The following is an 11681-nucleotide window of genomic DNA, read 5'->3' on the forward strand; positions in this document are numbered from 1 at the left end:
AATGATCACGCAGCGTTTCCTTGAATTCATCTCCCTGTCTCCTGGCTCGTATCAATTGGAGCTGTATGCAGTGAATAAGTTTAATGTTCGCAGTAAGACTATTGTAATTCCTTTAAGCATTGTGCCCGTCTTCTGGCAGACGTGGTGGTTTATCAGCCTGGTTACCGCATTAACGGTCCTGATCACCTGGGTGATCGTAACACTGTTGAACAGCGCCGAGACGCGACGGATAGCCGCAAAACAACAGATGGAACAGCGGCTGCACGAATTAGAGCAAAAGGCGTTGCGGGCACAGATGAATCCCCATTTTATTTTCAATTGCCTGCAGGGCATACAGGATTACATACTTGAAAATGATATTCTCAGCGCCAATAAATACCTGGGCAGCTTCGCAAGGCTGATCAGGCAGACATTGGATAATTCACTGCAGACCATGATCTCCGTGTCTGAGGAAGTAACTTATCTGACAAACTACCTGGACCTTGAACAGTTACGGTTTGAAGATACGTTCACCTATTCATTCCATATCGATGAGGGGCTGGATTTATACTATACCCATATCCCCAGTATGATGTTGCAGCCTTACGTGGAGAATGCGATCCGGCATGGTATGAGATACCGGGAGAATGGAAACGGACAAGTGGATATTTCCTTTACAAAGGAAAACCGCCATATTATCTGTATGGTGCAGGACAACGGAATAGGACGCACTGCGGTGCAGGCATTGCAATCCCGTAAGCATATCAGCTATCAGTCGAGAGGCTTGCAGATAACCGCAGAAAGAATGAACTTATTAAGCAAAGACCTGGAGACACCGATTATCATTAACATTACTGATGTAATCGACGACCAGGGGAATGTGGCCGGTACCCGGGTTTCCATCAGACTACCGATTATTACGTAAAAAACGCATTTATGATAACCTGTATCATTGTGGATGATGAGCCCAAAAGCATATCTGTACTGAAGAAGATGCTTAATATATATTGCCCGGACGTAATAATTGAAGGTAGTGCCGGTAATGCAACGGAAGCCGTTGAACTGATCCGGCAACATGCGCCGCGTTTGCTTTTCCTCGACATCGAGATGCCGAAAGAGAATGGTTTTGACCTGCTGGAAAAACTCATGCCGGTAACATTCGACGTTATTTTCGTTACTGCGTTCGATTCCTACGCAGTGAAGGCCTTTCGTTATAATGCACTGGATTACATCCTTAAACCCATCGATATTGAGGCGCTAATGGAAGCTGTACAAAAGGTAAGAAACAGCGCCAACATCACGGAGATGAATATGCGGCTGAACAATCTGATTAAGGAGATAAAGACCAACGAAACATCGAAAATCGCTTTACGCACCCAACAGGGGATTCTTTTTTATCTGATTGCTGATATTGTGCTTTGTGCCGCGGAAGGCGCCTATACCCGCTTTGAGTTCGTTAACAGCAAAAGCCTGCTGGTAACAGGCAATTTGAAAAAGTATGAGGAGAGCTTACCCACGCAGCATTTTTGCAGGATACACGATGGCTATCTGATCAATATACAGCATGTGGTCAGCTATCATCCCGGTAAGAGCGGATATGTGGAGATGGTAAACGGACGGAAAGTTGAAGTCTCGCTCCGGAGAAAAAATGCCTTTCTCAGCATGTTAAGGATATAGAATGTCAGCACTTATTAAATAAATACGGCGCTTATGAAAAGGTACTTTTTTAAATGCAGGAAGAGTGCGTTTTTTGTTGCATCAAAAGGACATTGACGTTTAAATGGTCTTTTGTAGCATGAACCCATTATTAAATCGTATTAAAAATGTACCGTGCCTGTGCCTGTGTAGCTGTCCTTCCCACGCTATTGCCCACTTCCGGTAAAAAAAACACTGTTGTCAATGCTGTTATACCAAAAGGATATAAAAACCTGGTTGCCGGCGAACCGGCAGGTGCGGGTGTTATGCATTACTATTTACGTAACATAGGACGCGATTACAATATCATAGCCACTGAGCTAACATCCATTGTTTGCCCCGACAAATCGTTTGCCCTCTCCTCCGCCATAGAGAGTTCCACCACACTGGATTTTAGAACAACTGTCGTTTTTATTTTATCTGCGAAGTAAGTATCAATATCCAGACTATTTATCCCTACGTGCACAGCTGTGCACGTAGGGGTAATTTTTTAACGGGCGCCTGCCGATTTGATAAATTCGGTTTCCGCCGCTTTATATGGAGTATGATCTTTCCTGAATAACACATGATGCCATATGGCCGGATCTGAGGTGTCTTTTTTATTCCAGCTGGTCCAGGAGTATTTAGTTTGTTCTTTGCCGTCAACAAAGCCCCAGTTTATCATACCGACTTTGTATTCTCTTGCAATTGGAAGCATCGTAAATACCGTATTATCATTTTCGCGGGACATATACTCTGTGCAGATCAAAGGTCTGTGGTACGTTTGCAGATCTGTTATCGCTTTTCTGAAAGAAGCGGAATCCTCATAGGCGTGAAAGCTGATAATATCAGAAAGCTCTATCTGCAGCCTTTGAACCTTTACCAGTTGATGGATCAGATCTTTGCGCCAGGTTGGACGAATGCCCCAGATACCAGAGGTGAGCGGCTGATCAGGGTGCTGACTTCTTGCCCAGGAGAAGGCAAGGGGCAGTAGCTTCGCAACCCATTCCAGCTTATCTGCTGGTTCCAGGGTGTGATAGAATTCAGGATTTGGATAGTCTGCTTCATTCCACATATCCCAGCATAAAACCCGTTTGTCTTTTCCAAATGTGCTGACGATGTCTTTTACATATTTCTCCAGTACCGGCCAACGGCTTGTATCCCTGAGAAGATCTACTCCGGGGCTCTGTACCCAGCCGGAATTGTGTACACCGGCTACCGGAGCATGTTGCAGGCCGGTGTGCGGAAATGGGTCCCAGCAAGAATCAAAAAAGACTAACATCGGCCTGATCCCATTTCTTGCACAGATGGATAAGAATATGTCCAGCCGGTTTTTGAATCCTTTTGCATCCTGCGCCCATAGCAGGTCATGCAGGAAAACTCTCAATGTATTGAAGCCGATGCTTTTTGCCAGCATGAGCTCTTTGCTGATAGTGGCCGTGTCAAACGTCTCCGCCTGGAACATTTCCAGCTGATTGATGGCAGTGGCAGGCACGTAGTTCGCTCCTCTCAGCCATTCCTGTTTTTCATACCAGGCGTTAGCTCTTTCCGGCGTCCAGACCTGTGCCTGCAGGTAATTGGCAGGATTGAAAAACAGCTGTATGCCGAACAGCGTGCTCAAAAGTATACAGGTCTTCCGGTATGTGTGGATGAGAAGTTTCATGAGTTCGTTTTAAAACTAAACTAATGCACACAATGGTATACTTGTTGAAGGCCTGTTTCATTAATTGGCAGGAATGTACCAATTAATGCGCCGTAGCGTATGTTTCTTTGCGGGAAATCCTTCTCAGGGATATACTGTTTTGAAAGCAAGCAGGTCATAGTGAGAGAAGCCGTTCCAGGGAACTACCGTGGAATTCATAACAGAATATCGATCTGATACAGGTGTTCCTGGTATCAGTAAACCAAAGCTCTCGTTGGTATGTGTAAAACCAAAACAGTGGCCCAATTCATGCGTAAGCACTAATTGCATCTCGCTGGAACTGAGAGGATATCTGGTATTAATGATTAGCGTTGGGCCGGGATTGCCTGCTGAGGTAGGATAACTGGCAGTGGCTAAAGGAGTGGGTGCCGGATCATATTGCATATAGATCAGGATCTGTGCGATTTTCGGATCGGTTACCAACGATACATGTATCCCGCAACCAGCGGCATTCCAGTTGGCGATGGCCTGGGTAACCGCCTGTAGCCACGGTACAGGTCCTGGCCTTGCTACATAGATCCCGATATTAGCTATCACAGCGCTACTCATGGTATACGTAGAACGGCGCTGCTCTGTCCTGACACCACGCTCCCTGTTCTGTTTATAATGCTGCCGGGCATCTGCGAGCGGCATGATCACATCACCGCCTATAAGAAAGGTATTATTTTGCCTGTCAAATTGGATATTCTCCTGTGTATCATGTACAGATTCAGCAATAAATTTCCTTAGTATGGCTATTTCATCCGTTTGACTAATAAATATCTCAGGAGACGAATGTTGCTCTTTTCTGCAGGAAAGTAGCAATACGGGAAGTGTCAGAAATAACAGGATTAAGGATAGCCGGGGGGAAAAGACGGTAGTCAGCATATGAATATTTTTTAGGGGAGAAGTTAGTACTTCATTTTTTTTCAAAATGGAAATAAGGTCGCATTACTAATAGGGTACCAATGTATACATATTGGATCAATTCAGATCAAAGGTTCATTAATATGATCTTGGTAAAAAGCGCCATTGAGCGGTTTACAGAAATGAGTGAGCCATCGGAGAGTTAACCAGTGAAGACCGGTGCGCCTTTGCGGGAAACAAATACGCACCGGTCACCCCACCCTAATTACTCCTGCTTATGATAAACCGCCTGCCGGATTTTATTTTATTACCCGTTGTTACATTTAGTATATACGTTCCGTTTGGTAATGTGCTGGTATTGATCTGCACTTTGTTGATGCCCGCCACCGCAGCTATCCTTGACTGGTAATATACTTTGCCCGAAACATCCAGTATGGTCACCTCCGCTGTTCCTTTGCCGTCTCCCTGGAATTCAAGTGTGATATTGTTTTGCGCAGGATTGGGATACAGCAGTATCTCGCCGGCAGACAGCGGGCCGCGTTGAGAAGATGTAACGGCGACAGCTCCGGTGTTAGTGAGTGGGGCGAGGTAGTTGGCGCTGCTCAGGTCTATTTCTGCAGCAGATGACCATGCCCCGTTATTAACTGAGGAGAGGGCACGAAGTTTCACATACCTGCCGTTTTGCGGTGTGAAGTTCGCAACCCTGGCAGAAGTGCCGGTAGATGGCCATGTACCGCTGGTGGCCTGCACCCACAGTACGCTGTCCTGGCTGATATAGATCTCGTAGCCGGTGATGGTACCATTTACACCATTCTGACGGGGCAGATAACTTAATCCACCTATTGTACTACAGGTTCTGAGGTTGATGATAAGGTCATGCGGATGCGGTACCGTGGTGTTATACCATTGCGTATGCCAGAATGTTGCCGGGTTGCCGTCTGTTGCATAGATAGCACGGCCGTTGCTGGCGCCTTCACCTACTGTTTCTTCAGAAGATGCAGTCGTGATCCATGTTGTTTTGTTGGGTATGGGGCCTCCCGTGCAGGGAATGAACGAGGTGCCGCCTGTAGTGAGTACGAATTGTCCGAAACGGGAGATGCTGCAGTTATTGCCAAATGCCACAGTACCTTTCACACCGGCGGTAGCTGCTGTTGCGTTGCAACTGCTGCCAGGCCATGTAGCACCGGATGCATTCGCGGGCCGTTTGAATAATTGAAAAGTAGACGGCGTCGCCGCATCGCCAACACTTACATATACGCTGTCAAACGTAATACCGGCAAGTGGTGAAATGGAATCATTGGTACCATAGTTACGGACAATCCAGTAATGAGGGCTTACTCTTCCGCTTGTTGATGGAAGTGCGTCGGGGTTGGCGTAGAGACGGCTGGCCACCACTTCTCCGTTGGGAAGTGTGCTGCCGCTTACGTTCAACCGTATTCCCGCTTTATTGAAATTGTAACTGCCTGCGGCAGTGATAGTCATCCGCTGACTTACGCCTGCCGCCACCGGTGCAGTAGAGCGGGTAATGAGCGAAGGGCTTATCAGTGAGGAGCTGCCTGAACTCATCGCGTCATATAAGGTGCTGCTCAAAGAATCGTACTGGTTGAACTGGTAATAGGCCATCAAGCCGGCATCTGTTCCTGGTTTCATCAGGTGCATTTTCTCCCTGATTTCCTGTTGTGTCAACGTATAGTTGTACAAAGAAAGTTCTTCCAGTTCTCCTCTGAAGTCGCCGCCCTGGCCGTGAATGTCGTCATTGATCATCATCGGTGTCTGGCTGAAATCAATCGCTGCAAAAGTGCCTGTTGTTTCCCAGGGCGTGCCGCCATTCAGATAAACCTTGATAGAAGTGGGGGAGTAGGTCACTGCAATATGATTCCATTGATCAGGTACCAGGTCGATATTGGAGGTGATACCATAAGAAAGGGTTGAATTGGTCACTACCAGGTTGGTGTTGGCGGTGTATCCTTTGAACGCAAATCCGATGCCCATCCTCTCGGGGCTGCGGACAGAGATGATTTGCGAGAAGCTACCCTGCTGTCCTTTGGGCTTTACCCACGCAGTAACGGTAAACGTATTGCTGTTAAGCTGCAGGGTGCGAAGCGGAATACGCGACGTGGCGTTGCTGATGTTCAGTTCTTTTCCAGCTACTGTATCGGCTTTGCATATATCATTTTGCATGCTGATGAACTGTGGGAGGGTTATCTGATCTGATACATTATCAGCATTGGTTATTTTCAGCGTAACATCATAGCGGCCGGGTTGCTTATAAACAACCTTTGGATTCTCGGCACTGGACGTAGCCGGAAAGCCGCCGGGGAAGCTCCATTGGTAGGTCACGGTACCCGGCTTGGCTGCTGAAGTGTTCATGAACTGGACACTGTCCACGCTGCATACTACATTCCAGCGATTGGCAGCGATGCCTGCTTCTGGTCCGGACTGTTCATACAGGTCATTTTCCCAGGCGCCCCTGGAACTGCCGAAGCGGATCTTGTTCTTTGCCGGTACCACATACAGGCGGCCTTTAAGGTATCCCATCATAGGCAAGGTGCTGCCTACCTGTGCCCATTGTGTCATCGTGTTATTCTTATACCATACCTGGGCGCCGCTGGCGGTGATCATAAAAATATATACACCGCCGTTAGTCCCGCGCTGATAGGCGATATCACCTACTGCTACTGCCGGTAGGTTGGAGCTGGTGATGTTAGACCAGCTGCTGCCGCCATTGGTAGAGTAGAGTACCTTCACTGTATTCTGTGCATTTCCGTAAGCCGCCCATAACTCTCCCGGTAATTTGCCAACCTCTACGGCGGTGATGTTGGTCTGGCCGCCATTCACGGTGGAAGTCGGTGTTACATTTACCCAGGTGGCGCCACTGTCGGTAGTTTTCATGATCTTGTTCTGGCTCAGCAGGGCATACATGGTTTTAGGATCGCGGCGGGAAACCCGGAAGGCATTTACCTTTTCGCCAAAGTCTTTAAAAACAGTGGCTGAGGTCATATTATCAGACGACTGCATGACCACATTACCATTGGATCCGAAGATATTGAAGGAAAGATTGGAATGAAATACCAGTGAACTCATATCCACACCCGCTGCCACAGAGGATTCTGTGACGGTACCATTGGGATTCAGCCATCCTTTATTTACGCCATAACCCCAGTCGTAGTATAGCCAGTGGTCGTTGTAGGGATTTACCGTAGAGGGGCCGGAGTCTGCGCCTTTAATGGCCTGCCAGCCACCCTGTCCTTCGAAGCTTCTTACGAATACCTGGTTGTGATCGAGGCCGGTAAGGCAGATGTCACTTTTTACAGAGGAGGAAAACCCCCACATATCCATTGAGTTGATCTCAAATCCGGTGCCTTTCATGGTCTGGCCGCCGTCGGTAGAGAGTCCCAGGCCGCCGTCATTTCCTACCAATACGATATTCCCGACTGCGCTGATGCCGCGGATATCCGGATGCAGATAATTACAGCTGCCCACATATGGCTTGGCAAATGTTTTACCGCTGTCGGAAGATTTCAGGATATAATCAGGACTATACTGGCCTTCATACATGATGTTCTTGTTGTTCCAGTCGATATCAAAAGCTTCCACATAGGCATTGATGGTATCAGCGCTGAGCAGTGCGCCTGCTGAAGAATAACGGTAGCGGGGCTTATTGTTGACGTACTGTTGGTATACAGAGAAAATAGATGGACTGGATGGTATCGTCTTCATGCAGAGCATGGCGTTCTTATCCCAGGCGGTACCCAGTGATGTGTTCAGGTTAATAAGCAGGGAAAACGTGGCGCCTTTGTCTGTAGATTTATAGATACATGCCTGGTTGCTGCTGTTCCACACACCGAGATAGAATTCAACAGGGTTGCTGAAGTTGTTTTCTACGCCGAAGAAGTTAAAGGTACGGTCATTGAGGCCGAAGGGTGTGTTGAAGTTATACTGACTGGTACTAAAGTGATTGGCGCCGCCACTGCTGTTGTCGAATACGACACTCCATGTGCTGCCTCCATCGGTAGAGCGGTATAGTTTCCGGCCGAAGGTAGAGAGCACGATGTTTTTATTGTTCGCGGCGAGCGACAGATAGTAAGGCCGTTCAGTGGGGGACGCGTTCCTGTTGAGTTGTGGCAGTAGTGTCCAGTTGATGCCGCCATCAGTGGATTTCAGGAGGCCGGCTTCTGTAGCGGCAAATACCAGGCTGCTGTCCAGCTTATGCGCTTCAATTTCTCCGTAGTAGTAATCGCGGTTGGCGTAGGTGTTGGTGCCGTTGGGAAAGCTGCCATCGGTAAGCTGCCAGGTAGTTCCCTGGTCTTTGCTCACCCACAGGCCACCGTAAGAGAAACCGGCAAAGAGGTTATTCGTGTTGTAGGGATTGACATAGATCCTGTCACAGAAACCGCCGGTTACGAGATTATTGTTGCCGCATTGTGTGCGGTTCATGTTGGTGGGACCGATCATCTTCCACGTACCGAATGTGCCGTCTGCAGCGGCTGGCTGGCCGGCCAGTGCTCTTTTGCCGATACTGCTCTTTTTCATGAGCGGAACGGTAGTGCCGATGCCGTTCTTGTCCATGTAAAGCGCAGCCTGTTGTTTCCAGGTAAGAAAGCGTTCTTTCAGTTTGCTGTCCTCACCATTGTGTTGTTTGAAGTAGGCGTCAAATGCATCCTGGGCTTTCCGGATGTTGGGCTTTGGTTTCAGCATCTCCCTGAACCAGGCGCTATGTGCGTGCGCGTATTCATTTTTTTCGTTTGCTTTTTCCAGTTTTTCATATTCTTCATCGTCGTCTTTTTCTTCGTGTTCCTGTTCTTTCCGGGAGGGATTTTGCTGGTGAAAGTTGTGTTGGGCAGTAGCTATATTGCATAGGAATAACAGCAATACAGCTAGTGTTGTGTAGTGTGTTTTCATTGTTCGGGTAGATTTATGAATAGATAAAATAGGGACGCCAGGTTGAGAGGCGTCTACGGGTGCTCCTTATTGTCTTCTGAAGATAATGAAAAAGAAATCAGATTTCATAGGTAATTGACGGAATTATATTTTATTGGGTTTAGTGTGAAGCCGTCAAGTTTGTTAATCTTTGTTACTTCATTCACCCTAATGCGTGGCAGCGATGACTTAATAAGTGAGCCCTCCCCGCTTTTGGGTATAAGAATACCCGGATTAAGAGCAAATTGCCGGCAGTAACCATTGTTACCTGTCCTGTAGTTGCTGTACTGTTTTTAGTGACCTCACGAATACTTCTCTGCATGGGAGCATTTTTTCTATTAACCATAATCTAAAAACAGAGCAAAATGAAAGCACTATTCAGAACATTACAACTCTCTGCCCTGTTGGGCCTGGCATTGACAGCCTGTAACAAAAGTAACGACACTTCAACGCCTGCACCATTACAGCAAGATAATGCTGCGCAGGTAATGGCGTACATCCGTTATCTGGGATTCCCTGCTTCCTCGATAAAGGATAATGGTAATGCCTATGTGGTAGACGAGGATATTGTATTCTCCAAAAACATGCAGGTGCCAGATATTACCAAACCCAGAACAGAACAGTATTACACCGGCAGTTTGGTAGACAGCGCCCATGTGGTGAATATCCGTCTGAAGATTGATACCAGCCTCAACTCAATGAAGAAAGAGATTGATACCGCTATCGCCCGCTGGAACCGGATCGACAGCTGCAAGATCCGCTGGACGGTAGCAACCGGCAGTACCTGGGATGTGTATATAATTAATAAAAAACTTGATGCTGACCCCGGGTACATTACCTGCGGCATGGGCTCCTGGCCATCTGGCGGCAAAGCCGGCGATTCCATCTGGATCAATAAAGCGGATATTGCCAGTAATAGTTTTGAACAACGCCAGCGTACCATTACGCATGAAATGGGGCATAACGTTTCATTTACCCATACTAATGCAGGTGGTACTCCGGTTCCGGGTGTAGGCGGTTCTGACAGTAAATCGCTCATGAACGGTGGCCAATGCGGCTCTGGCGCTACTGTATTCTCTGACAAGGATAAAAAGGCTGCTAAGGCTTTATATCCATTAGGCAAGAAGTAATTCCTTCTCTTTTTAGTAGGGGCTATATATCCGCGGCGTCCCGGGAAAACATTATTGTGTTTACCGGGGCAATGCGGAAGAAGTCGTTATCATCCTATTTAGTTTAACACTTTAAAGCTGATGTATGAAAGTAAGTAAAGTACGTTTACTGGGAGCCCTTTCCCTGATCGTTGCCTTGCAGGCATGTTATAAAGGAAGTGAATTCTGGCCCATTAAGAAAGACCCGGTTGTAACGCCGAAGCCTCCTGCGGATACGCTGCCCAGACCTGCTGTTATTGTGTATGTTGAAGTGAATAACAACAGCCTGGGTAACATGGGTTGCTTTGTACATTCCGATAATAAAAAGCCGGTGGTGAATGTGGCGAATATATTTGCTGCCAATATCAACGCAACAAAGGATACAAAGAAAGCGGTGGTAACGCTCAATCCCAAAGTGAATTATCTGCTGAACAAAACGACTTATGTGAAGGATCTTCAGAGTAAGGGTATCAAAGTAACACTCAGTTTACTGAACAATCATGATGGTACGGGATGGAGCCAGTTTACTACACAGGAAGCTGCTGATTACTTTGCACGAAGTGTAAAGGCGACCGTTGATAAATATGGTTTGGATGGCATTGAGATTGATGATGAATATGCCGGTGCTTCCGGTAACAGCACGTCTATACCCCTGGTGATTGCGGCCATCAGGAAGTTGTTGCCTAACATTATTATTGGCTATTATTTATATTCCGATAGCGGCGTATCGGTGAGTGATGTGCTCGGTTATCAGTATCCGGACAAGAAGAAGTTTACTGACCTGATCAGCTATGGCATCACTGATTACGGAGATGATCCGGGTTACTATACTAAGTATCTTCCCAAAGAGCGATTGTTTTACGGCAGTCAGAGCTATTCTGTGGGAGGCAATGCAACAGCAGCCAAGAGCGGCGGCTATGGCGGCGTGATGTTGTTTAATGCGAATGATGGGTCCAACGGGGTTTTGTCTGATGTGACGAAGGCCTATTATGGCTCAAGTGTAACTGTTAATGATCCGAAGGCCTGTCTGCAGCCCGGTGGCGGTAAGTCTGATCCCGGTGCGCCGGATCTGCTCTATATCGTTCCATAATATTTCTTTTGAAATATGGTCAACATGCCGGCTTCCCGTTTTCGGGGGGCCTTTGCTTTTGTTATCATTTCAACAGCATCACTATGTTTAACTGTCCGGTAATTGCCGTGTTGTTTCTCATGAAATTCTGTATTTTCTCTAAGTGAGGATAATTTTTCTATTAACCATAAATACTATAATTAACGTGTTGTGCTATTAAAAAGCTAAAGCGTGTTTGATCTTAGAAATTTTTTGTCCGTTTTTGAAATTGATAAACTGGAGTAAGGAAGTTGCTGACAGCTTGGAAGCTAATCTGGTAGCTAAACCGATGAATGATCTGGCG

At 47.0% G+C, this 11681-nt stretch carries 8 protein-coding genes and 1 pseudogene; 5 read left to right on the top strand and 4 right to left on the bottom strand.

Annotation, left to right across the window (positions count from 1 at the left end; all coding sequences use genetic code 11):
* The 3 genes from VM802_RS02155 to VM802_RS02165 form a co-directional block, all read left to right on the top strand.
* On the top strand, positions 1-904 hold a 904-nt coding region (locus tag VM802_RS02155; protein WP_325527484.1), incomplete at its 5' end, for a sensor histidine kinase.
* A gap of 11 nt (positions 905-915) precedes the next feature.
* Positions 916-1656 (top strand): LytR/AlgR family response regulator transcription factor, encoded by a 741-nt coding sequence (locus VM802_RS02160; protein WP_325527486.1) that lies wholly within the window; start codon positions 916-918, stop codon positions 1654-1656.
* Positions 1657-1802: 146 nt separating this feature from the next.
* Positions 1803-2105, top strand: a complete 303-nt coding sequence (locus VM802_RS02165; RefSeq protein WP_325527488.1) for a hypothetical protein — start codon at positions 1803-1805, stop codon at positions 2103-2105.
* Positions 2106-2164: 59 nt separating this feature from the next.
* Here the strand turns inward: VM802_RS02165 and VM802_RS02170 are convergent, their stop codons facing one another.
* The 3 genes from VM802_RS02170 to VM802_RS02180 form a co-directional block, all read right to left on the bottom strand.
* Positions 2165-3316: a 1,4-beta-xylanase gene (locus VM802_RS02170; RefSeq protein WP_325527490.1), complete on the bottom strand. Its 1152-nt coding sequence runs from the start codon at positions 3314-3316 to the stop codon at positions 2165-2167.
* Positions 3317-3439: 123 nt separating this feature from the next.
* Positions 3440-4222 (bottom strand): M57 family metalloprotease, encoded by a 783-nt coding sequence (locus tag VM802_RS02175; protein ID WP_325527492.1) that lies wholly within the window; start codon positions 4220-4222, stop codon positions 3440-3442.
* Between the two features lie 240 nt (positions 4223-4462).
* A complete protein-coding gene (locus VM802_RS02180) occupies positions 4463-9103 on the bottom strand; it encodes a LamG-like jellyroll fold domain-containing protein (protein ID WP_325527494.1) in 4641 nt (1546 codons plus the stop codon).
* 383 nt (positions 9104-9486) lie between these two features.
* Between VM802_RS02180 and VM802_RS02185 the strand changes: the two genes are divergently transcribed.
* Entirely contained in the window at positions 9487-10251 is a 765-nt protein-coding gene (locus tag VM802_RS02185; protein WP_325527496.1) for a M57 family metalloprotease, read from the top strand.
* 124 nt (positions 10252-10375) lie between these two features.
* On the top strand, positions 10376-11359 hold the full coding sequence (locus VM802_RS02190) for a glycosyl hydrolase family 18 protein (protein ID WP_325527499.1): 984 nt from the start codon (positions 10376-10378) through the stop codon (positions 11357-11359).
* Positions 11360-11554: 195 nt separating this feature from the next.
* Here VM802_RS02190 and VM802_RS32475 read toward each other — a convergent pair.
* Positions 11555-11681 (bottom strand): annotated as a pseudogene (locus VM802_RS32475) (IS982 family transposase); the annotation flags it as partial.

Source organism: Chitinophaga sp. (assembly GCF_035538455.1).
GTDB lineage: Bacteria > Bacteroidota > Bacteroidia > Chitinophagales > Chitinophagaceae > Chitinophaga.

Bases quoted from the DNA above. Each gene is read 5' to 3' on its own strand.
- VM802_RS02175 (WP_325527492.1), bottom strand. From the start codon at position 4,222: ATGCTGACTACCGTCTTTTCCCCCCGGCTATCCTTAATCCTGTTATTT.
- VM802_RS02190 (WP_325527499.1), top strand. From the start codon at position 10,376: ATGAAAGTAAGTAAAGTACGTTTACTGGGAGCCCTTTCCCTGATCGTT.
- VM802_RS02170 (WP_325527490.1), bottom strand. From the start codon at position 3,316: ATGAAACTTCTCATCCACACATACCGGAAGACCTGTATACTTTTGAGC.
- VM802_RS02160 (WP_325527486.1), top strand. From the start codon at position 916: ATGATAACCTGTATCATTGTGGATGATGAGCCCAAAAGCATATCTGTA.
- VM802_RS02180 (WP_325527494.1), bottom strand. From the start codon at position 9,103: ATGAAAACACACTACACAACACTAGCTGTATTGCTGTTATTCCTATGC.
- VM802_RS02165 (WP_325527488.1), top strand. From the start codon at position 1,803: ATGTACCGTGCCTGTGCCTGTGTAGCTGTCCTTCCCACGCTATTGCCC.
- VM802_RS02185 (WP_325527496.1), top strand. From the start codon at position 9,487: ATGAAAGCACTATTCAGAACATTACAACTCTCTGCCCTGTTGGGCCTG.